Annotated in this window: 21 protein-coding genes; 10 read left to right on the plus strand and 11 right to left on the minus strand. The window is 43.8% G+C overall.

Going from position 1 to position 22,953, the window contains the following annotated elements:
• Window positions 1–41: 41 nt before the first annotated feature.
• The 3 genes from ACRD7P_RS03980 to ACRD7P_RS03990 all read left to right on the plus strand — a co-directional run bounded on the left by ACRD7P_RS03980 (window position 42) and on the right by ACRD7P_RS03990 (window position 3,272).
• Window positions 42–1,559, plus strand: a complete 1,518-nt coding sequence (locus ACRD7P_RS03980) for a GH3 auxin-responsive promoter family protein (protein WP_430906207.1) — start codon at window positions 42–44, stop codon at window positions 1,557–1,559.
• A gap of 41 nt (window positions 1,560–1,600) precedes the next feature.
• Entirely contained in the window at window positions 1,601–2,338 is a 738-nt protein-coding gene (locus ACRD7P_RS03985) for a hypothetical protein (RefSeq protein WP_430906208.1), read from the plus strand.
• 376 nt (window positions 2,339–2,714) lie between these two features.
• Window positions 2,715–3,272, plus strand: coding sequence for a hypothetical protein (locus ACRD7P_RS03990; protein WP_430906209.1), 558 nt, complete (start codon window positions 2,715–2,717; stop codon window positions 3,270–3,272).
• Window positions 3,273–3,555: 283 nt separating this feature from the next.
• On the opposite strand, the gene clpX is transcribed toward ACRD7P_RS03990, so the two are convergent.
• From clpX to ACRD7P_RS04025, 7 genes are all read right to left on the minus strand, one after another.
• The gene (gene clpX, locus ACRD7P_RS03995) at window positions 3,556–4,791 is read right to left on the minus strand and encodes an ATP-dependent Clp protease ATP-binding subunit ClpX (RefSeq protein WP_430906210.1); all 1,236 of its coding nucleotides are present in this window, start codon (window positions 4,789–4,791) and stop codon (window positions 3,556–3,558) included.
• Between the two features lie 96 nt (window positions 4,792–4,887).
• On the minus strand, window positions 4,888–5,568 hold the full coding sequence (gene clpP, locus ACRD7P_RS04000) for an ATP-dependent Clp endopeptidase proteolytic subunit ClpP (protein WP_430906212.1): 681 nt from the start codon (window positions 5,566–5,568) through the stop codon (window positions 4,888–4,890).
• Between the two features lie 134 nt (window positions 5,569–5,702).
• The gene (tig, locus tag ACRD7P_RS04005; RefSeq protein ID WP_430906213.1) at window positions 5,703–7,025 is read right to left on the minus strand and encodes a trigger factor; all 1,323 of its coding nucleotides are present in this window, start codon (window positions 7,023–7,025) and stop codon (window positions 5,703–5,705) included.
• A gap of 262 nt (window positions 7,026–7,287) precedes the next feature.
• Window positions 7,288–7,635, minus strand: a complete 348-nt coding sequence (locus ACRD7P_RS04010) for a phage holin family protein (protein ID WP_430906214.1) — start codon at window positions 7,633–7,635, stop codon at window positions 7,288–7,290.
• Window positions 7,636–7,709: 74 nt separating this feature from the next.
• Complete coding sequence (locus ACRD7P_RS04015) at window positions 7,710–9,221, minus strand: G-D-S-L family lipolytic protein (RefSeq protein WP_430906215.1); 1,512 nt, start codon at window positions 9,219–9,221, stop codon at window positions 7,710–7,712.
• Window positions 9,222–9,339: 118 nt separating this feature from the next.
• A complete protein-coding gene (locus ACRD7P_RS04020; RefSeq protein ID WP_430906216.1) occupies window positions 9,340–10,110 on the minus strand; it encodes an alpha/beta fold hydrolase in 771 nt (256 codons plus the stop codon).
• Entirely contained in the window at window positions 10,110–10,823 is a 714-nt protein-coding gene (locus tag ACRD7P_RS04025; RefSeq protein WP_430906217.1) for a pyridoxine 5'-phosphate synthase, read from the minus strand. The genes ACRD7P_RS04020 and ACRD7P_RS04025 overlap by 1 nt, the downstream gene beginning before the upstream one ends.
• A gap of 331 nt (window positions 10,824–11,154) precedes the next feature.
• On the opposite strand from ACRD7P_RS04025, the gene ACRD7P_RS04030 reads away from it, so the two are divergent.
• From ACRD7P_RS04030 to ACRD7P_RS04060, 7 genes are all read left to right on the plus strand, one after another.
• On the plus strand, window positions 11,155–11,811 hold the full coding sequence (locus ACRD7P_RS04030; RefSeq protein ID WP_430906218.1) for a CBS domain-containing protein: 657 nt from the start codon (window positions 11,155–11,157) through the stop codon (window positions 11,809–11,811).
• A gap of 2 nt (window positions 11,812–11,813) precedes the next feature.
• Window positions 11,814–12,695, plus strand: a complete 882-nt coding sequence (locus ACRD7P_RS04035; protein ID WP_430906219.1) for an NAD kinase — start codon at window positions 11,814–11,816, stop codon at window positions 12,693–12,695.
• Between the two features lie 116 nt (window positions 12,696–12,811).
• The gene (locus ACRD7P_RS04040) at window positions 12,812–13,510 is read left to right on the plus strand and encodes a DUF6089 family protein (protein ID WP_430906220.1); all 699 of its coding nucleotides are present in this window, start codon (window positions 12,812–12,814) and stop codon (window positions 13,508–13,510) included.
• A gap of 7 nt (window positions 13,511–13,517) precedes the next feature.
• On the plus strand, window positions 13,518–14,258 hold the full coding sequence (locus ACRD7P_RS04045) for an isoprenyl transferase (RefSeq protein ID WP_430906221.1): 741 nt from the start codon (window positions 13,518–13,520) through the stop codon (window positions 14,256–14,258).
• The gene (gene bamA / locus ACRD7P_RS04050; protein ID WP_430906222.1) at window positions 14,230–16,881 is read left to right on the plus strand and encodes an outer membrane protein assembly factor BamA; all 2,652 of its coding nucleotides are present in this window, start codon (window positions 14,230–14,232) and stop codon (window positions 16,879–16,881) included. Before ACRD7P_RS04045 ends, bamA begins: the two co-directional genes overlap by 29 nt.
• 100 nt (window positions 16,882–16,981) lie before the next feature.
• The gene (locus ACRD7P_RS04055) at window positions 16,982–17,806 is read left to right on the plus strand and encodes an OmpH family outer membrane protein (RefSeq protein ID WP_430906223.1); all 825 of its coding nucleotides are present in this window, start codon (window positions 16,982–16,984) and stop codon (window positions 17,804–17,806) included.
• Window positions 17,807–17,900: 94 nt separating this feature from the next.
• A complete protein-coding gene (locus ACRD7P_RS04060; protein ID WP_430906224.1) occupies window positions 17,901–18,410 on the plus strand; it encodes an OmpH family outer membrane protein in 510 nt (169 codons plus the stop codon).
• Window positions 18,411–18,539: 129 nt separating this feature from the next.
• Here the strand turns inward: ACRD7P_RS04060 and ACRD7P_RS04065 are convergent, their stop codons facing one another.
• From ACRD7P_RS04065 to ACRD7P_RS04080, 4 genes are all read right to left on the minus strand, one after another.
• Window positions 18,540–18,893 (minus strand): hypothetical protein, encoded by a 354-nt coding sequence (locus ACRD7P_RS04065; protein WP_430906225.1) that lies wholly within the window; start codon window positions 18,891–18,893, stop codon window positions 18,540–18,542.
• 120 nt (window positions 18,894–19,013) lie between these two features.
• Complete coding sequence (locus tag ACRD7P_RS04070) at window positions 19,014–19,400, minus strand: hypothetical protein (protein ID WP_430906226.1); 387 nt, start codon at window positions 19,398–19,400, stop codon at window positions 19,014–19,016.
• A gap of 168 nt (window positions 19,401–19,568) precedes the next feature.
• Window positions 19,569–20,213, minus strand: a complete 645-nt coding sequence (locus ACRD7P_RS04075; protein ID WP_430906227.1) for a response regulator — start codon at window positions 20,211–20,213, stop codon at window positions 19,569–19,571.
• Window positions 20,214–20,990: 777 nt separating this feature from the next.
• Window positions 20,991–22,919, minus strand: a complete 1,929-nt coding sequence (locus ACRD7P_RS04080; protein WP_430906228.1) for a tetratricopeptide repeat-containing sensor histidine kinase — start codon at window positions 22,917–22,919, stop codon at window positions 20,991–20,993.
• Between the last annotated feature and the right edge of the window lie 34 nt (window positions 22,920–22,953).

Consider the following 22,953-nt stretch of genomic DNA (forward strand, 5'->3'; position numbering starts at 1 on the left):
AGCGTTATATGACCTATTTTAGTACATCAAAGATACCCAAAATGCCCATACCTTTATTCAATTCCATTGCGTCTTGGTTGCTAAAAAAGCGCTATCATCAGATAGAACTTTTTATAAAGTACCCGGCCGAAGTACAGGAAGAGGTATTGCAACAGCTGTTGGAAATTGCCCAGAATACCGAAATTGGGAAGAAGTACGACTTTGAATCCATTCAAGGATATGCAACCTTTCGGGAACGTGTTCCGATCGTGTCCTACGAAGAAATAGAACCCTTGATCGAAAGAACACGTAAGGGGGTTCAAAACCTGTTTTGGCCCACCGCGATCAAATGGTTTGCTAAGAGCAGCGGTACCACCAATGCAAAAAGTAAGTTTATTCCCGTTAGTTCGGAAGCGCTGGAGGACTGCCATTATAAATCCGGTAAGGACTTGCTTTGTTTGTATTTGAACAACAACGAAAATTCGCAACTGTTTACGGGAAAAAGCCTGCGATTGGGCGGCAGTAAGGAACTCTATGAGGATAATGGGTCTTTTTTCGGTGACCTGTCGGCGATCTTGATCGATAATATGCCATTGTGGGCCGAATTTAGCAGTACCCCTAGCAGCAGGGTATCCTTAATGAGTGAATGGGAGCGCAAGCTTTCGGCGATCATAAAGGAAAGCACGAACGAGAATGTAACCAGTTTGGCCGGTGTGCCGTCGTGGATGTTGGTGCTTTTGAATCAGGTACTCCAAGAAACCGGAAAGAGCCATCTTTTTGATGTTTGGGAAAATTTGGAGGTGTACTTTCATGGCGGGGTCAATTTTAGTCCCTATAAGGAGCAGTATCAAAAGATACTCCCAAGAGAGCGTTTTAAGTATTATGAGATCTATAATGCGTCGGAAGGTTTTTTTGCCATTCAAGACCGTAACAATTCCGATGAGTTGCTCTTGATGCTCGACTACGGCATTTTTTACGAATTCATTCCCATGGAAGCGTATAAAAACGAACAACCACGGGCCATACCGCTTTGGGAAGTTGAAAAAGATAAAAATTACGCGATAATCATTACCACAAACTCCGGATTGTGGCGCTACAAAATAGGGGATACGGTACGTTTTACCTCCCTGGCCCCCTATCGGGTAAAGGTAACCGGGCGTACTAAACACCATATAAACGTTTTTGGGGAAGAACTGATTATTGAAAACGCGGAAGAAGCCCTCAAGCAAATTTGTATAAAAACGGGGGCAGAGATCATGGACTATACAGCAGGGCCCATTTTTATGGAGGGAAAGGAAAAAGGCGGGCATGAATGGATCATAGAGTTTAGAAAAAAACCCGAAGACCTGGATTACTTTACCGAGTTTTTGGATAACGCTTTAAAGTCTTTAAATTCCGACTATGAGGCCAAACGCTATAATAATACGACCCTGAGGATGCCAAAGGTGCATATGGCCAGGGAAAACCTTTTTTACGACTGGCTGAAATCAAAAGATAAATTGGGAGGGCAACATAAAATTCCCCGCCTATCGAACAAACGTAACTATGTTGAGGAACTCCTTGATCTGAACAAAATGTAAACTTCCGAAACCCCCGAACATTAATGGAACTCCACACCTTTATGAATTTTTTGCTGATTGCGGGCGCTACGCACGGGTTCATATTTAATGTGGCGACTTTCCTGTACCGCAGAAGGATAGAAATGCCAGTGGTTTTCCTCAATTTATTCGTTTTCTTTTTATCGCTTAACAACTTACAGTCCTGGTTATTGGCCAAAGGTTACGGCACCACCTTATTTTTTGCACAGCATTTTATATTCCCTTGGTACGTAATGATCGTACCGATGTTCTATGCCTTTTTGATCTATTATTTTGGATTGGAAAAAAGGTGTGCAACTTTTTTGGGGTTATCAAAAGGAGTTTTCATAGGAGAGTTTTTAGTACAGCTTGTCATTAGTTACGGAGTGGATGTCGGTGTTTTTAACGCAAGAATACTGACTACCTATGTAGCCTTTGAAGATGCCATTACCTTGGGATATTCTATTTTCATATTTACCAAAGTGGTAGTTTTGGCCTTTCGGTACCCCAAACGGAATCCGGCTATTTTAAAGATCGATAATTTAAAATGGATCAAGCGGACCGTTGTTTGGGGAGGACTGATATTCGCACTTTGGACAGTCGCCGTACTTCTCAATATTTTTTCGGACGTCATGAAGGCTCCTTATAGTTATTACCCTTTGCGCATCGCATCTTCAATTTTAATTTATTGGACCGGATACCAGGCATTCTTCCGATATATGGTTTACAAGGACCAGGTGATTTTAAGAAGGGAGCAGGAAAAAAAAACAGCTGGGTATTAATTTGTAGGGATAAATTTACGGTAAGTAAAACGATACATCTTACATTTGTTTTTCTTTTCATGTGGGCTTTCGCTGAATGCGTTTATGCTTTTAGAAAATGGGAGAATATTTTTTTAAGAAAACCAATAAAAGCGATTTTTACCCGTTCTAGCAATGAAGCGGTTTACACTTTCTGATTGGAAACGAAAAGGAAGGCTTTTGTGACCTGATAAAGTCATTTTTTGGTAGCATAGTATTAACTACGGTATGCAAAAAATGGTAAGGTAAGGGTACAAAATGCGCTCCCGATGTTTCGGGGATAGATAAAAAAGTTTAAAGCACATAAAGACATTAATAACCCCCAAAAAATAAAAACGATCATCCAAGAAATTATAATATGACAGAAAGGCTAGTGGTTTTATCCGACATATGGGGCGTAAAAAAGGGGTTATGGATTACCTCTTATCTCGGTTACCTTCAGCAGTATTATAATATCGTATTTTATGATATTCAACAACTGGCGAACATCGACCTTGCCATAAAGAGTGAGGAAAACTTGCACCAGGCCTTTGTAGAAGAGGGTATCGATACCGCTGTCGCCCATCTTCTGAAAAAGGAAAAAGAGCCAAGTCATTATCTGGCCTTCAGTACCGGTGGTACGATTGCTTGGAAGGCTGCCTTAAAGGGAGTGCCCATGAAATCCCTTTACGCTGTTTCGGCGACAAGGGTCCGTTTGGAAGATGTAAAGCCTTCTTGTCCCACTAGTTTGGTATTCGGTGGTGAAGATGCGTATCGACCCGATGCGGATTGGGCCGAGAAGATAGGTCTGGATTTGGAAATACTATCCCACTTCGGCCATGAGTGCTATGCCGATGAAAAAATAATCGGTAAGGTCTGCAGGGACCTGTTGGCAGCGATTACGACAAAAGAAACCATTGCAAAAAAAGCGGTGTAAAAGTGCTGCGGTAATAGTGTATTCTAAGCGCTTGGTACCCCAACGATGCCGATATTTCGTAACATAATCTCCCGCCTACCTAACTAGCTGAAAGTTTTTTTATTCTTATCATCGCGAGACATCGCGACATCGCGTGATACTACACCAATAAAAAAGCCCTTAAAGTTTTGTTGAACATTAGGGGCCTTCTATTATTTTCAACCCCTGATCCAATTTCTATCGGGCTAAGGGCGTATTGCCATAATTTTATATGGTGGTGGAAGCGCTTTTACGGGAGTTACCGTTAAGATACCGCCTTTAGTTTTTTCACCGTTTCATACGACAGCTTTTCTTCCGCATAAGGTTTAGTTACTTTAAATTCGGTCTGTTCGGAACTTGGCATCTCGAACATGGCATCGGTGAAAATAGCTTCGCATAAAGAGCGCAATCCACGCGCCCCGAGCTTGTACTCTATAGCTTTCTCCACAATATAGTCCAAGGCATGGTCGGTAATCTTAAAGGTGATACCATCCATTTCGAACAACTTTTCGTATTGTTTTATGATTGCGTTTTTAGGCTCCGTTAGAATCGCTCTCAACGTTTTCGCATCCAAGGGATTCATATAGGTCAAAACCGGCAAACGACCGATAATTTCGGGAATCAGCCCAAATTCCTTTAAATCTTTGGGTATAATGTACTGGAGCATATTGGTCTCGTCCAAACTTTCATCCGCCTTTGAAGCGCTATACCCTACGGCCTGCATGTTCAAACGTTTGGTAATGGCCCGTTCGATACCGTCAAAGGCACCGCCTGCGATAAACAGGATGTTTTCGGTATTGACCTCGATAAACTTTTGGTCGGGGTGTTTTCTGCCCCCTTTCGGCGGTACGTTGACCACCGTACCTTCAAGAAGTTTTAACAAGCCTTGCTGTACGCCTTCACCCGATACGTCCCGGGTAATGGAAGGGTTGTCCCCCTTACGCGCAATTTTATCGATTTCATCGATAAACACGATACCCCGTTCCGCTTTTTCCAAATTGTAGTCCGCGGCCTGTAACAGCCTTGTTAAAATGCTCTCCACGTCCTCGCCCACATAGCCGGCTTCGGTTAAAACGGTAGCGTCTACTATGGCCAACGGAACATTTAACATGCGGGCTATGGTTTTTGCCATTAAGGTTTTTCCCGTACCGGTTTGCCCGACCATTACGATATTACTTTTCTGTATTTCAATATCGTTCTCTTTGGAGGAAGGTTGTAAAAGGCGTTTATAGTGGTTGTACACCGCTACCGACATCACCTTTTTTGTACGCTCCTGTCCAATGATAAATGTATCGAGGAAGTCCTTGATCTCCAATGGTTTTTTGAGTACCAACTCGGCCGAAAGGTCGTTGGTCTTGGTCTGTTTTGATTCCTCTGCGACGATGCCGTGTGCCTGTTCGATACAACGGTCACATATATGCGCATCCAATCCCGCGATCAATAGATTGGTCTCGGGTTTTTTGCGCCCGCAAAAAGAGCATTCTAAATTTTCTTTTGCCATAATAATCTGGTCCTAACTATAAAACTAACGAAAGAATCCGGTTTTTATTCGGTGCTTTGTAGTAAGCTCCCGATGAAACTGTGTAGTTTGTCGAAATTATGACCGTTCTCTTACCAAAATTTCATCGATCATTCCGTACTCCTTTGCGGCATCGGCCTTCATCCAGTAATCGCGATCACTGTCCTCATGCACTTTTTCAACAGTTTGCCCGGAATGTTGTGCGATAATGGCATACAGTTCGTCTTTTAATTTCAAAATTTCGCGAGCGGTTATTTCAATATCACTGGCCTGCCCTTGGGCGCCTCCCATAGGCTGGTGGATCATTACCCGTGAATGGGTGAGCCCGCTGCGTTTGCCTTTTTCCCCTGCGCAGAGCAGTACCGCTCCCATGGAAGCGGCCATTCCCGTACAAATGGTAGCGACATCGGGCTTTATAAATTGCATGGTGTCGTAGATGCCCAAGCCGGCATACACGCTCCCACCGGGCGAGTTGATGTAGATTTGAATGTCCTTGGAGGCATCGGTGCTTTCCAAAAACAACAACTGGGCCTGAACGATATTAGCGACCTGATCGTTTATGCCCGTACCCAAAAATATAATACGATCCATCATCAATCGAGAAAATACATCAAAAACGGCAATGTTCATTTGGCGTTCTTCAATGATGTTGGGCGTCATGCTCGTAGGGTACATGCTGCTTATGATCTTGTCGTAATAGGCGCTATTGATACCTTGGTCCTTTATGGCGTAGTTTTTGAATTCTTTTCCGTAATCCATAGTGTTCAGTTCAATGTTTTAGACTTGTTTCAAACATTTATGTAAAGAAGAAAGTTCTTATAAATATTTGGATAAAAAAAGGTGCCGAAAACAGGTTTTTCGGCACCGTAAAGATACTTATTATTTTTATGAAACTATCCGTATACTTCCTTGACGAAATTTTCGTAGGTTACCTCTTTTACTTTTAGGTTTGCTTTTTCTTTGTAAAGGGCAATCAATTTTTGGCTCATCAACTGTTCGGACAAGCGTTTTACTTCATCCTGATTGCTCAGTACACGGGTGGCAATATTGTCAAGTTCTTCCTCCTGTGGGTTTAACTGGCCAAATTGCGCCATTTGCGATTTGATAAAGCCTTTGGCGAACTCTTTCAATTCATCAAAGTTGATCTGTACATCGTTTTGCTTGATGATTTTGCCTTCTATGAGTTGGTAGCGAAGCCCTTTTTCCGATTTCTGATATTCTTCGGTGGCTTGTTCTGATGTTAACGGCTCTTCACCCGTCATTTGGATCCAGCGGGTCAGAAAATCGGCAGGGAGATCGAATTTTGTGTTTTCGATAAAATGTTCCGTAACGTCGTTCAATAATTTTTGTTCCGATTGCTGCTCAAACTGTTTTTCGGAATCCGTTTTGATCCGTTCCCGTAACTCTTTCTCCGAGGCAATACTTTCGGCACCGTACAGTTTGTCGAACAATTCCTGGTTCAATGCTGCCGGTTGGCGTTCATTGATTTCCGAAATGGTAAAATCAACGTCTATTTTAAGGTCTTTCGCTTTTTCAGCGGCAATGCCCAAAGCACCGGAAAGCAAATAGTCTTCTTTAAAAAGTCCTTTGGTATTTATGGTTACGGTGTCGCCCACCTTTTTTCCGGTAAGTTGGCCAAGTGCCTTTTTACCGGCTACCTTGTCCAGTTCCAAGGTCGTTTTGTTATCTATCCCTTCCTCCTCGTTTTTAAACGTTCCGGTAAGTTCGTCGGTTTTGTCCGAAGTCTCCTTTTGGATGAGTTTTCCGTATTGTTTTTGTATACGCTCCACTTGCTCATCGACCATTTTTTTGTCGGCAACGATCTTATAATGGGTAATCGGCTTTTTTGATTTTAAGGAGACATCAAAAGCGGGGGCAAGGCCCAATTCAAATTCAAAATCAAATTCCTCTTGGTCCCAATCGAAGTTGTCCTGCTGCTTTGGTAATGGATTTCCCAGAACATCCAGTTTTTCCTCGGTCAAATAGGTATTTAAGTTATCTTGAATGAGCTTGTTCACCTCGTCTACCAACACTGCTTTGCCATATTGTTTTTTGATCAGTCCGATGGGTACCTGGCCTTTTCTAAAACCGGGTATGTTGGCTTGTTTTCGGTAGTCCTTTAAAATGGCATCTACCTTATCCTGATAGTCGTCCTTGGTAATGGCCACTTTTACCACTGCGTTCAGTTCGTCGATCTGCTCTTTGGTAATATTCATACGGTTCTATATCTTAAAATTGGTTCTAGGATAATACGAAAAGCACTAAAGGCCCGTCACGGGGAACTGGGCATTGGTATTGTCGGTGCAGGATCCGTAATCCTAAATGTATCCGTTATTCCCTTGTTTTTAATGGAGCGCAAAAATACTACATTTTCTATCCCTTACCAAGTTTTATCGTTTGATGCTCCAAATGGACCGTTTTATACCATTTCAAGGTCAAAATGGTATTAGCTTGGTTGACTTTAAAAGTGAATTGGTATTATTTGGTATCCTCCTTTAGTAGTGAAAACAGCACGGACTGAAGAAATGACAACAAAAGGCTGAACAACAGTGCCCATAACAGCCCGTCAACCGCGAAGCCGTCGATGAAATAATCCGCAATAAGGATAATGACGGCATTGATCACCAACAAAAAAAGTCCGAAGGTAATCAAGGTTATCGGTAGGGTAAGCACCGTTAAAATGGGTTTCACTAAAAAATTAAGGATACTTAATGCCACGGCAACGATAAGGGCGGTGGCATAGGTGTCAACGCTGACATTGGGCAACACTTTGGAAAGGACCACCACCGCAACGGCACTCAGGAGCAATCGTAATACCATTTTCATTTTTCGCTATTTATGGGATGCAAAAAGGCACCGATGTTTCGGTGCCCTAAATGTATGCATTTATTTTTTTCTGACTACTTTATGTAAAGTCCCGTAAAATCCAGGGGCTCCACATCGGGTAGGGTAGCGTCATAGGTCGTTTCTATGGCTTTTAGAAACTCGCCGGCCAAAAGCCCATATCCTCTAGGGGACGGATGTATTCCATCTAGCGAAAAGCTTCCTCCAGTGGCATAAACACCGGTGAGCGAACTTCCATCGCTTAGGGTGATACCGGTACTGGCAACAGTATTTAAAATGGCATTGACATCTACAAATGCCAAACCGAATTGATTGGCCAAGTTCTCTATGGTCGTGTTATAACTCGCAAGGGCCGTGGCCACCGCTGTCTGTTCTTCCGGGGTCAGTACCCAGTTGTCGGCCAAGGGAACGGAAACACCGTTAATGGAGGTCGGGTCGTTCGGGTCGGCCAATTCTCCTATGATTGTCTGGGATGTAAACACCAATAGGTCTTCTGCCGTCGCCTGTCGTATATTGATCAAAGCGGGATTAAAACTGGTCAAATCGGTAAGGTCTTCATCGATAATGACCACTGCATTTCCTTCTCCCGGGGCAAAACTAATGGTGCGACGCGCAAGTTCTTCGGCGGAAATTGCACCACCCTGTTGCAATGCTGTCAACCCTGCATTATAGGCACCATAACCACTAGCACTATTTAGAAAGCCCGCTGTGGCCTCATCCAAAGGTATTGGATTGTGCGGTACGGTGGTAAAAAACGGAATGGAGGTTACATCCGGTAAGTTGGACACTACGCCTTTGGCGCCATTCGCCGTTAAGGCTCCCAAAAGATTGGTATAAATCATTTCGAACAATCCGGGATCGGTAATGTCGTTACTTCCATAGGTCGTCGCATCCGGATTTCCGGTTTGATCGACCCCTAAACCACCGCTGGTGGCATAACCTAGAATATCGTTGTTTCCGATCCATAAACTAAAAAAGGTAGGTTCCTGTGCTACGGCATCTCCTAATATGGTAGCGTTGGGTTCCGAGGCGAACCGTGCAAAATAAGGATTGGCGGCTCCTACAGGAACGCCCTGAACGTTTCCATATCCCGGGGCTACAAGGTGAAAGCTTTTGGCACCCGGTACACCCATATTATTGAAAGGCCCGCTTAAAACGTTTGAAATTTCGGTAGTGCCCGTTCCTTCGACCTGAACCGGTGCAGGGGAACCGGAGGCAAAAGATAGTATCAATCTGTTTCCGAGTATTTGGTTGCCGCCCAATGTAGCCCCTCCCAAATTATCGGCCATAAAAGGAATTTCAAAGGAACCGCCACCAACTTCGGCAAAGGCGGTCGCCAGCATGTTGGGATAAGAGGCCGTTTGGCCGTCTACAAAAAGCGCATTGTCCGAAAAACCTGCGGTGAGGGAGTTGCCCAAAGCTACATAGTTGGAAAAATCTGCGGAACCTGCAGAAAAATTTTCCGGTACGGGTTCCGGTGGTGTAGTGGTTGCAGGGGGAGTGTCGTCATCGCTACAGGATGTCAAAAGAAATCCAAAAAATGCGAACAACAAGAAGAGTTTTTTCATCTTTTAAATATTGATTAAACGAGTTAGTTTATGGTATTGTCAAATTTAGGTAAAATTATCATACGCTCAAGGATATGCCGTAAAAATTATGCATGCATAATAAATACCCCTTTTAAATTTAGGATTCTATAAAATGTTTGGTAATGGTAAAATACGCGTCAGGGTTTTCGGCATGCAGCCAGTGGCCCGTTTCGGGAATTGTTTTTACCGTGGCCAACGGAAAATGGCGGACGATTTGGGGAGTATCCTTCGTATCGATATATTCACTATTGCCACCCCTTATAAACAAGGTCGGACCTTCAAAAATATCGGTGTTTCCTATGTTTTCCCCAACTTCGTTCATTCGCTCGCCAAGTACGTCCAAATTGATGCGTAGGGCAAAGCGATCTTTTTCGGCCCGGTACAGGTTTTTCAATAGAAACAACCGGATTCCCGGCTCCTTTATCTGTTCGGCCAATGCCGTTTCCGCTTCTTTTCGGGAACCTATCGCAGCCAAATCCAATGCTTTTAAAGCCGAAAGGATGCTGTTGTGGTGTGGCGGGTAAAACTTTGGCGCGATGTCGGCCACAATAAGTTTTTTGGTCATTTCAGGATGGTCGCAAGCGAACTGCATGGCCGTTTTACCCCCCATGGAGTGGCCCATAATAATGGCTTTGGAAAGTCCTTTTTCCCTCATGTATCGGTAAAGGTCATCGGACAGAACGTCGTAATTAAAGGTATCGGAGTGAAAACTTCTTCCGTGGTTGCGTTGGTCCACCAAATGTACTTGTAGCCCATTTTCGGCATAGTGTCGGCCCAAGGTTTTCCAGTTGTCCGACATTCCTAAAAAACCATGCAAAATGATCATCGGTTCTCCTTCTCCCAAAACAAGGGAATGTAACTGTTCCATTAGCCTAATTTGTTTAGATACATGTTAACGACATTTTCAAGCCCCACATATAATGCTTCGCATACAAGTGCGTGCCCAATGGATACCTCCAACAAATGGGGTACACTGGTCTTAAAGTTTTTGATGTTTGCCAGGCTCAGATCGTGCCCTGCATTTATGCCCAGTCCGTTCGCGTGGGCAATTTTCGCAGCTTCGGCGAAAGGATCGGCCGCATTTTTGTTTCCAGCTTCGTAAGCTTTGGCGTAACTTTCGGTATAGAGTTCTATCCTGTCCGTACCGACTTTTGCAGCACCCTCGATCATGGTCCGGTCGGGATCTACAAAAATGGAGGTGCGTATTCCGGCATTTTTAAAAGTGCCTATCACATCGTTAAGAAAATCGGCGTGGACCACCGTGTCCCATCCTGCATTAGAGGTAATGGCGTCTACCGCATCGGGGACCAGGGTCACCTGTTCGGGACGTACTTCCAGTACCAGATCGATAAATTTTTTGATCGGATTTCCTTCAATATTAAACTCGGTAGTCACCACTTTTTTTAGGTCCCTTGCATCTTGGTAGCGGATATGGCGTTCATCGGGTCTTGGATGGATGGTGATGCCCTGGGCCCCAAAATCCTCGATGTCCTGGGCTACTTTCACCACATTGGGTACGTTCCCCCCGCGTGCATTTCGTAACGTGGCAATTTTGTTGATGTTAACACTCAATTTCGTCATAGGATGCGCCGATAAAAGATTAGAAATGCAAAAATACGAATTAGGGGCAAGCCTACCTTGGTCAAGGGCGTCCAAATAAGGTCGCCCTTTTGGTTGTACATTTTCAGTATAGGAAAATGGAAAACATTCCAAACTACCCACATTTACGGAAGCTTTCTAGTGATAACTGTAAAAGTACGAGGTATCAATGCTCGATTTTTTAGCTTTTCCTTGATCTGGCCATACCGAAGTGGTCCGGGCCTTCCCCAAAAGTGGATTCATGGAGCTTTTCGGGAAGTACACATAATGCACGGTAGAATTTTTATTAGTATTTTGCGTTCTTATAAACGTTATGCAGATCCAATCCCATATCATATCCAACATTCCCGTTTTTCAAATTGACGACCCGTTGAAGGAGGTTATCGCGTTTTTTGGCGATAGTACCTATTCCCATGTATCGGTAGTAGAGAACGGGCAGTTTTTGGGTGTGCTCAACGAAAGTGACCTGGAGAATTTTGAAGCGGATAAAAGCATCGAGGATTTCCGATACATTTTGGAAGGTTTTTTTGTAAGCAAGACTACTTCGTGGTTGGATGTGTTGGAGGCCTTTGCAAGAAACGAGGCCAATTTATTACCGGTAGTTTCCGAAAAGGGTACCGTGTTGGGGTATTATGATCTTACTGACGTCATCGGGGTGTTTATCGACACGCCTTTTTTTACCGAGCCGGGCGGTATTATTGTGGTCGCCACGGGAATAAAGGACTATTCGTTCAGTGAGCTCGCCCAGATTGTGGAAAGCAACAACACCCGTTTGATCGGCGGTTTCATTACCGATCTCAGAAACGATGTGGTACAGGTAACGTTAAAGGTAGGGACTTCCAATTTGAACGAGATTATACAGACTTTACGTCGGTACAATTACAATATTCTTTTTGGTAATGATGACGACCAATTCCTTGAAGATTTGAAGCAGCGTTCCGATTATTTGGACAAATACCTAAATGTATAGCAATGAAGGTCGCCATATTCGGTCAAACCTATCAAGAAAGTATCATTGATTATGTTGCGGAACTGCTGGAAGAAATCAAGAAAATTTCGGGGCAGATCCGTATCGAGACCGCCTTTGCAGAATTTTTGAGCACCGCTATACCTACAGCGGACTATGGCCGATTTTCCTTAAAAAGTGGATTGGATTCCAGCGTTGATCTTTTTGTAAGTTTTGGTGGCGATGGAACCATGCTGCGGGCAGCGACCTATGTTCGTAATCTGGGCATACCTTTGGTGGGGGTGAATACGGGACGCCTTGGATTTCTTTCCACCTTCCAAAAAGAGGATGTGCGTAAAGTGATCCAAGAATTTAAGGCGGGCGCGTATCGTGAAGAGGAACGCAGTTTGGTGGAGGTGGTATCCGACACTCCGATACCGGAATTCGAATCCATGCACTTTGCCCTAAATGAAATAACGGTGAGCCGTAAGGACACCACCTCTATGATCAGCGTAGAGACCTATTTGAACGATGAGTACCTCACCTCGTATTGGGCAGATGGCCTTATCATTGCCACCCCTACGGGGTCTACGGGCTATTCCTTAAGTTGTGGCGGGCCGGTGATCGTTCCCTCTGCAAAGTCGTTGGTGCTTACGCCTATAGCGCCCCATAATCTCAATGCCAGGCCCTTGGTCGTTTCCGACGATACCGTGATCCGTTTAAAAGTTTCCGGAAGGGAAGAAAATCATCTGGTCTCCTTAGATTCCCGTATCGCTTCTTTGGAAAATGGCAGGGAAATTATCGTACGAAAAGCCCCGTTTTCCGTAATTATGATCGAATATACCTCTGAGAGCTTTCTCAAAACACTTCGCAATAAACTGTTATGGGGCGAAGACCGTCGGAATTGACCCCATTAAAAACAATAAATAGAGGTAATCACTGTTTATCAAGATAGAATAGTATCGATTGTCGCTTTTATGATACCCTTACGGACAATCCTTTTATTTGAAAACGTATTAACGCAATGAAAAGATTCTTATACTGCATCATCGCTTTTATGACCGTTCAGGCCAGTGCTCAAACGTACGAGATAGGGCTATTTGCGGGAGGGGCAAATAACATAGGGGATGTCGGGCGTACCAACTATATATTGCCTTCCGATATTGCGTTGGGCGGTGTTTTTAAGTGGAACAAGAGCAAACGCTATGCATGGCGGGCCAGTATGCTATATGGGAAATTTACGGCGGACGATACCAAATCGGATATTCCCGCACGGCAGCAGCGCGGTTTCGTGGCCGATAATTCCATTTTAGAGGCTTCGGTCGGACTGGAGTTTAATTTTGTGGACTACAACTTACATAAGTTGGGACCGGCTTTCACGCCATACCTATATACAGGGCTAACCTATTTTAGGTATGACTATAATTATTTTGATCTGGGCCAGTTCCAAAACGCGAACCAAAAAGACGGTTCCTTTGCCATTCCAATGACCGTTGGTGCAAAAATGCGGATCAACCAATTTCTTATCTTAGGCGCCGAAATCGGTGCAAGATATACCTTCACCGATAACTTGGATGGTAGCAATCCCGAGAAATTGACCGTAGCACAACAGTTCGACACCGTAATATTCGGTAACATTAATAGCGATGATTGGTACGTATTTTCAGGATTTACCTTAACTTACACCTTCGGTAGAAAGCCGTGTATGGATTGTTTCGAGTAATTGCCCTATGAATACCATTGAAGATATTTCATCCCACAATTTACCGCAGCACATCGCAATTATAATGGATGGTAATGGCCGGTGGGCCAAACAGAAGGGAAGGCTTCGCGTATTTGGTCATGAAAACGGGGTTGCCACCGTACGTAGGACCGTAGAGGACTGTGTCAAGATAGGCATATCCTATCTTACCTTATATACTTTTTCAACAGAAAATTGGAAACGTCCCAAGCTGGAGGTCGACACGCTAATGCGACTGCTCGTTTCATCCTTAAAAAAGGAATTGGCAACGTTTCAGGAAAACAATGTAAAACTTAATACTATTGGCGACATTTCCTCTTTGCCAAAAAGGGCCAACAAAGAACTTTTGGAGGTCATGGAAAAAACAAAGGACAACGACGGGATGACCCTAACTTTGGCCCTTAGCTACGGCGCTAGGGAAGAGCTTAAAAACGCCGTTAAAACCATCGCTTCCAAAGTTAAAAATAATATAATTTCTCCCGAAAATATTGATGAAACCATTATTAATACTCATCTTTACACGCATGATTTGCCAGATGTAGACCTGCTGATACGAACCAGCGGGGAACATCGGATCAGTAATTTTTTACTTTGGCAGATAGCATACGCGGAATTATATTTTATTGACGTATTTTGGCCCGATTTTAGTGAGCATCATTTGGTAGGTGCAATAAAAAATTACCAAAATAGAGAACGAAGATTTGGAAAAACTAGCGAACAACTCATCTAACGGTGCGAAAAGATTCTCGCCGCTACAACTCACATTAACCTTTCTACTCCTCTTTAACTCCCTTCTTATCCTTGCACAGGATGGCTATCAAGACGGGAAAAAATACATTCTTGGTGGTTTGGAGGTCACAGGGCTCCAAAGCTATAACGAACAAACCGTAAAAACGTATACCGGCCTTCGCGTGGGCCAACCAATAACCATACCCGGGGAAAAGATCAGTGAGGTGATCAACAAACTTTGGGGGCTCGAACTGTTTACCGATATCAGTTTCTACATCAATAACATTGAAGGTGAAAAGGTGTTTCTTGAACTTAATATTAAGGAAAGACCAACGCTGACCGATGTTACGGTTTATGGGGTCAAGAAAAGGAAGATTCAGGATATTTTAGACGATACCGATTTAAAAAAGGGAAAGAAAATTACCGAAAGCCTTATCTCCAACACCAAAAATTTCCTAGAGAACAAATATAAAAAGCAAGGATACCTAAATGCAAAAGCTACCATTGCTACGGCAAAGGATACCTCGGAGACCAATGCCGAAACCATGGTCATCAATATCAAAAAAGGGGATAAGGTAAAGATCAGGAACTTTATTTTGGACGGGAACAAGCAGCTCAAAAAGAGAAAGCTGCTTTCCGCCATGAAAAAAACCAAGGAAAAACGCTTTGGTCGTTTTTGGAAGAAGTCCAAATATATCGAGGACGAATATGAAAACGATTTGGATCTTTTTATAGACAAGTATGCCGAGAACGGTTTTCGCGACGCGCGGATCATTTCCGATTCCATTATAAAGGTCAACGAGAATAATATCGATATTTTACTCAAGCTCGAAGAGGGGAACAAATATTATTTCGGGGACATCGATTTTGTCGGTAATACCGTTTACGGGGACCGACAGCTACAACGTGTCCTAGGCATCAAAAAGGGCGATGTGTACAATGGGGTCGCCCTGAGGGAACGCATACAGGACGACAGTAAGCCGGATGCCCAAGATATTATTAGCCTATACCAGAACTATGGCTATCTTTTTTCCAGTATCAATCCGGTAGAAATTTCGGCCCAAAACGATACCATCAATTTTGAAATACGGATCATCGAGGGGAAAGAGACCTTTCTGGACCATGTTACCGTAAACGGAAACGACCGTACCAATGATCATGTCATCTTTCGCGAACTGCGCACCCGACCAGGACAAAAATATAGCAAGGCCGATATCATCCGTACCATACGCGAGCTACAACAACTCGGCTTTTTTGATGCGGAACAGATTCAGCCCGATATCGAAAATCCCGATCCCAACGCCGGTACGGTAGACGTAAACTATAATCTAGTGGAGTCGGGTTCCAGCCAGATCGAACTCCAAGGTGGTTACGGTGGCGGTGGTTTTATCGGTACGCTCGGACTATCGTTCAACAACTTTTCCATTGGTAATATTTTCAATAAGGAAGAATACAAGCCGGTTCCCATGGGAGACGGGCAAACCTTTGCTTTGCGTTTGCAGGCCAGTAGGACCTTTAGGGTATACAGTCTTAATTTTGCGGAACCCTGGTTGGGGGGAAGAAAACCGGTTCGGTTCAACCTTAGTTTTTCAAGAACGCAACAGTTTGGCGTAACCCGCGACAGTAGGGGGCGTTTCCAACCTAATAAGGACCAACAGTTCTCCATTACGGGGGTGTCTGCCGGTTTGGCAAAAAGGGTACAATGGCCGGACGACTTTTTTACGGTCTCCCACTCGCTAGGATATCAGTTGTACAATTTTAAGGACTACGATCTTGGGTTGTTCAATTTCGGCGACGGTTCGGTGAACTCCTTTACCTATACCTTGGGTATTTCCAGAAATGCCATTGCAGGTGGACGTATTTATCCTAGGGGAGGTTCAAACTTTGAAATTACCGCTAAGCTCACCCCGCCCTATTCGCTTTTTAGCAACAAGGATTTTAAGGAGATACGGGAGCAGAGCGACGACTTGCTCGAACAACTTAGTCCTTTGGACTTGAACGACCCTTTGCGTGCAGAACTCGGTGATCAGCGCGAAGTGCTGGAAGAGCAACGTTTCAAATGGTTGGAGTACTATAAAATAAAGTTTAAGGGCGACTGGTTTACCACCCTGGCCGGTAGCGCAGATCATTCCCTAGTGCTTCGCGCCAATGCGGAACTCGGTTTTCTGGGGAGTTACAATACCAATATCGGTAATGTTCCCTTTGAGCGTTTCTTTGTAGGAGGTACGGGGCTTGGTAACTTTACACTAGATGGTAGGGATATCGTACAGCTTCGGGGCTATGACGAGCAGACGCTCACTCCGCTGAACCCTTTGACGGGAAGGTCCGAAGGGGGCGTAGTCTTCAATAAATATTCCCTGGAATTACGGTACCCACTTACTTTAAAGCCGTCTGCTTCTATTTACGGACTTACTTTTTTAGAAGGAGGAAACGCCTTCAACAATTTTCAGGACTTTAATCCGTTTGAAATACGACGATCGGCCGGAGTGGGGCTGCGCATATTTATGCCGGCGTTTGGACTTTTGGGAATTGATTTTGGATACGGATTTGATTCCGATTATGTTAATCCCAATGGAGGACCGAGCGGTTGGCAAACACACTTCATTATTGGCCAACAATTTTAAAAACAAAAAATTGGATCGCTTTATCAAGTGCTAACTGTTTCATTTTAAAATATTTGGTATTTTTGGCACGATATTTTCTATGGTATTAAATGAAATTCAAATGAAGAAAAAAACAAACGTTCTTTTAGTAGTGTCCTGCTTGTTGTTCGTTGCTTACAGTTTTGCACAGCGCGGCGTTCGTATCGGATACGTGGATATGGAGTATATTCTTGAAAATGTGGAGGAATATCGCGATGCCACGGCACAGTTGGAGACCAAAGTCCAGAAATGGAAGGTAGAGATCGAACAAAAGCAAAGCGCGGTCGAGCAAATGAAAAAGGATTTGATGGCCGAAAAGGTATTGCTTACCGATGAGCTGATTACCGAACGCGAAGAAGAGATCTTGATTTTGGAAAAGGAAATGTTGGAATACCAACAAAACCGGTTCGGACCACAGGGCGATCTGGTATTACAAAAGAGACAGTTGATCCAACCGATACAGGACCAAGTCTTCAATGAAGTACAGAAAATAGGTACAAATAAAAAGTATGATTTTATTTTTGATAAATCGGCGGATGTTGTAATGTTGTACTCCCAAAAAAGGCACGATATCAGCGATTTAATTTTAAGGGGAATCGCGCGCACCAGAAAGGTTAGCGCCCCCAAAAAAAAGAAGCAAAAAAGCAAGATAGACGAGTTTGAAGGAGAGGAAACGGAGGAAGCGCCAAGTGATGCCATAATCGAGCGCAGGGCAAAAGCAAAGGAGGCACAGGATGCCAAAACCAAAACGGCGGAGGAGCGAAGGGCGGAACAGCTTCGGTTACGGGAGGAACGCAAGAAGGCCTATGAAGAACGGCGTAAGAAACTTTTAGAGGAAAGAGAAGCAAAAAAGAAAGCAAAAGAGGCGCAACGCCAAGGAGCGGTCGCCAAGGATACGATTAATTAGAAACCATTAATAACTATTATTTTAAATTAAACACGACATAGCCGTACTTTTTAAGAACGGTTTACGACATGTAAACACCATTAAATTTTAACTCATGAAACACCTAAGGAAAATAGCGGTAGCACTCGTACTTTTTGTAGCTGCAACAAGTTTTGTAAACGCGCAGAGCAAAGTGGCACACATCGACGTGACACAACTATTGTCGGCCATGCCGGAGATGAAAGCAGCGGAGGCCGAATTGAAGAAACTATCGGAAACCTATAATGCCGATATCGAGAGTTCCATGACCGAGCTCCAAAACAAATATACGCAGTACGGAAACGAATCGGCTACCGTATCAAAAGAGGAAAACGAAAAAAGGGCATTGGAACTACAAGGTGTTCAAAAGAACATTGGAGAGGCCCAGCAGCAGGCGCAACGTGACCTTCAGCAAAAACAGGCAGAACTTTTCGCCCCGATATCCGAGAAAGCAAAAGCGGCCATAGAAAAGGTTGCTGCAGCACAAGGCTTTGACTACGTGGTGGATTCGCAAGTAGGCGGAGGACTCATCGTAGCAAAAGGGAAAGACCTATTGGCCGATGTAAAAAAAGAATTGGGTATTTAAGGGATAACCCTTCAATAAAAAAAAGTCCATCCCCACGGGATGGACTTTTTTTTACCTCTTTTTGAACGTGGCCGTCCCCGGTATACTAATGGTCAAAAGGCCATACTGAGCCCCCTATAATCTCAAATGCTATAACGGCATGCGGTACTGGTCGAAGTCGACCGATTCTTTCTTAAATTTTTTGGTGTTTTGTAGCAAGGTGTCAATGCGGCGAATGTCCTGTTGGTTGTTGTTGGCCAAAATATAAATAGACCCCCACACATCAAGGCTTAACGTAACCCTACCATTTTGGGAGCACATAACGACTAAAATTTCGTCGTTCATCCAAAGGTCTATCTTTCCTTGTTGCTCAAAACCATGCATGGACAACAGTTTCATGATTTCGAACAGCAGGTACTCTCCATCATCGGCAGTTCCAAATTCGATCAAAAGATTTTCCGATCCGTAGGCAGGTCGAAGTTTGTAGGTGTTGTTGGGACGCATATCATGTGGTTTTAATAGGATGATTTCTGGTGAAGATGCTTAAATACTCCGAGCAGAGGCCTTTTAGAATGTAGTGCCACCAGTTTTTCTTTGCTGATAACACCCCCATTGGTTTTGGCATTATTGTAATACGGCAAACTGGTCTTCGTCCTCAAAGTATTGGGCAACAATTTCGCGGATGTGTGCTTCTTGCAGTACGGAGTTCGCGGTTTTATACTCCGCATCGATCAAGGTTTTGGCGGGGAATGTTTTGCAAGAGGTCTCTTCACCTTGGAAGTTGGTGATCTTCAACATTGCGGTACCTTCCAACACCGTTTTACCGGAGATGACCAAGCGATGGTTTTCAAAAGCCTCTTTGTCGGATGCTCCAAGGTTTTTTATGGTTTGGTTTTCCAGCAGAACATCCGAAGTAATTGGGGACCCCGGTTTTATCTTTTCCGTTGCTTTTTTATCATTGCTACAGGAGAGAAATAATGCGGTCAGTGCGATTAGAAGGTGTACTTTCATCTTTAACTATTTTTATAGTACAAAGATGGGGTAGGGCAGTCTTCCGCTTTAGGCCCAATTAGGTGAAAAAGGCCTCCCTGTTTTCAGGGAGCGTTATAACAGGGCCGTTTGGATAGCGCGGATACTGGGTCGGTTACCCAGTGTTGTGTGCTTAGTTTTTACAAGCCGTTAAGCGTCCAATAATCCCATTTTTATGGCATGTTTGGTGAGCCCTGCCAAATTTTTAACCTGTAATTTGGAGATAAGGTTTTTTCGGTAACTTTCTATGGTATGTTTGCTCAGAAAAAGAGTGTCCGCAATTTCTTGGGTAGTGTTTTCTTCGGCAATCAGTTTTAAAACCTCTACTTCACGATCCGTTAGGGAAACCTCCTCCTGCTTCTTGTTTTCGAACATTGCGTCGGTGTACGCTTTTTTTATTTCGGTAGAAAAGTACTTTTCCCCTTTCACAATGGTTCGTATGGCGGTAAGCAATTCCTCTTTTTCGGCATTTTTGGGTACATAGCCATCTACGTTGTTCCGGATGAGTTTGTCGATCATACCCCCATCGATATGCATGCTTACCACAAGCGTCTTTAGCGCCGGATATTTTTCCTTTACGATGCTATTGAGTTCGATACCATCCATTTCGGGCATCGTTAGGTCGGTTATCAATAGGTGCAGCTGATCAGTACCGTTGATGTCAAGATATTTCACTACCTGTGCACCGTTTTTGGCCGTAAGGGTAATGGCGAACTCGGGGGCGTCCTGTAAAATGCTCATAAGACCGTCGATGAACATTTTGTGGTCGTCCGCAATGATCAAATTGTACTTCATAGTTTGTTTTTTGGTTAACGGTTTAGTTATGGCCGAAATCGGTGGCAAAAAGTATTGTACATTTCAAAACTTACGATGCTTCGTAAGCTACCACAACCGTTGCATAAAGTTACTAATAAAAACTACTCCCCATACTTGCTCTCTAGAGGTCTTTTTAAGGGAATTGGAATTTGTCTTAGCAAGGTTTATACGAGGCAACGATCAAGCTCAAGCTCAAGTTCAAGTTCAAGTTCAAATTCAAACTTTGCCACTGCATACTTTTTAGTTACCACTAATTACTACAAACTACCATACATTCACTGTTCATTGAAAAAGGACCGCTACGCTGAAGGAGCAAGGACAAAAGACAAGTACAAGTTCAAGTGTCAAATTCAAACTCAAATTCAAACTCCTGAGCTTCTGCCAATCATCAATGCACAGTCCGGTCGAGCTTGGTCGGTACTGCTTTCGAAAGCGCTTCTACAAGCTCTGCATGACAGGAATGTCCCGTTTTGGCACCTTGCCAAATGACCAACGCTTTGTCAGTCCGAGCGTGTCGAGGACCGTGCCGAAAGTGCAAGTGTCAAATTCAAATTCAAATATCAAATTCAAACTTTGCCACTACATACTTTTTACTCATTACTAACCATGCCAACCGCCTACTGCTACTGCAAACTGTTCCTTGAAAAAAATCACTAATTACTAACTACTTAATACTAGCAACTTTGCACCTTCGAACATCAAAATAGCGGTAGCGCAGTAGTTGAAGTGCTGCAATGAAAATGAGGAAAATAATGCTCATATTTTTGGGATTTCAATGGATACTACCGTTCCTCTTCCCGGGGCGGCATCAAAATGGCAGGTTCCGTTCATTTCCCGTACACGATCTTTAATATTCTTAAAACCGATTCCTGCTACTTTTTGTCCCATTTCAAAACCCACTCCATTATCTTCGAACAATAGCGATATGGTATTGGCAATACAGCTCAGATGGATGTCTACCTGTTTTGCCTTGGCATGTTTTAAGGTATTGGTCATCAACTCCTTGATAATGTTAAAAAGTTCCATTTGTAACTTGTCCGCCACGGCGTTCACTTCATCCTCGGGGTGTGGGTGAAAGCCTATCTTCAATTTACCGGTACTTTCGATGGATTTTATATAGGTGGCGATAAGTTGTGTAAAAGCGTTCTGTCTGAATTTTTTGGGTATGAGCGTATGGGAAATATCGCGGACCAATTGATAGGTTTCGTCCAACTGTCCGCCGATAAGGCCCAATTGTTCGGAGTTTTCGTCAACACTGGCCAGTTGTAGTTTAATGCCCGCTAAATTACCTCCAATACTATCATGCAGTTCCTGCGCAATACGTTTTCGCTCTTCATCCTGTCCGGCTATTGCCGCTTTGATCAGGTTGAGTTCCTGTTCCTTTTTCAATGCGGCAACCTTTTGGGAATTGATGACCTCTTGTTTTTTTGATAGTTCGCTTTGGGCCTGTATTTTTTGATAGTAAGTAAAGAGTAACGCAATAATAGGCACAAGAATGATCAAGAATCCGATCAAGAACGCATTTTTATACGTTTTTTGACGTGCAAGCTCGGTAGTCTTGAGAATTTGATCTTCCTGTAACTTTAATATTTCCTTTTCTTTTTCCAAGGTTTCGTATTGTACTTCCAGTTCTTTGCTTATTTTTTGTTGTTGGCGTTCGCTTATCCTTTTACGTACGGCCGCCAAGCGGGTCATCACGGCATAGGCATTCTCGTGGTTGCCGGCGTCGGCAAAAACGTTGCTCTTGATCTTCAAAATTTCCTCTTGATAATGCAGGTTGTCGCGCTCCATGGCGTTCACATAGGCCATGCTCAAGGCCATGGTCGCCGCTTCGTAGTTTTTCTCCTTATAGAACAATTCGCCCACCCTAATGGTGCCTTCGAAATAGAGCACGTTCAACCCTTCCGCAAGGGCGCGTTCACGTGCCCCGTTATAGAGTGCGAACGCCTTGTCGTATTTTCCCTCTCGTTCGGCAATTTCGCCCAGTTTTAGATCTAGGAACAGCGTTTTTCCCAAATCTTCGACTGCAGTGCTTCCTTTTTTGGCCTGCTCATAGTATTTTTTCGCTTTGCTACTGTTGTCGCTGCTGTAGTAGGCGTCGCCCAAATGGATCAATGCCTCGTTCGTATATTTCGGCCATTCTTCGCCAAAATCGGCAATGGCCTTCTCCAACATCTCGATCGCCTTTTTATGGCGCTGTATTAAATTATATACTTTCCCAAGTCCGATTTTATGTTGGTATTGGTAACCGGTGTGTTCGCATTTTTCCGCGGCCCGAATTCCTTTTAGATGCCATTCTATGGCGTTGTCCAGAAGCCCGTTAAATTGATTGCCCACCGCTAAAAAATAATAGGCCTTGGCGTAATGGGAGGTTTTCTCCGCTTCGGGCCGATCCCAGTTGGTCAATTCCTTTATATACAAGTTCCCGTAATGGCGTATGGAGTCTGCCGAGGCTTTTTCCATATGGGCAGTTGCCAATTGCTCAAAAATGGAAAAACGTTCCGTACCGTATGCGGCATCCTTTAAAGCCTCATAGTAGGGTTCCAAAGATTTTCTGCGTTCGATGGGAATCATCGAGAACCATATCTTGTCGTCGTTATCCGCTCCAATTTCTTCAAAAGGCGCTGTTTGCGAAAATGAGGGGACGAACAAAAAGAGTATCCATAGCACGCACCATGCAGACACATTTTTCTTGAAAATGTTTTTTGAAAAAAAAATA

The sequence above is a fragment of the Maribacter sp. 2-571 genome (assembly GCF_050589625.1).
Lineage (GTDB): Bacteria > Bacteroidota > Bacteroidia > Flavobacteriales > Flavobacteriaceae > Pelagihabitans.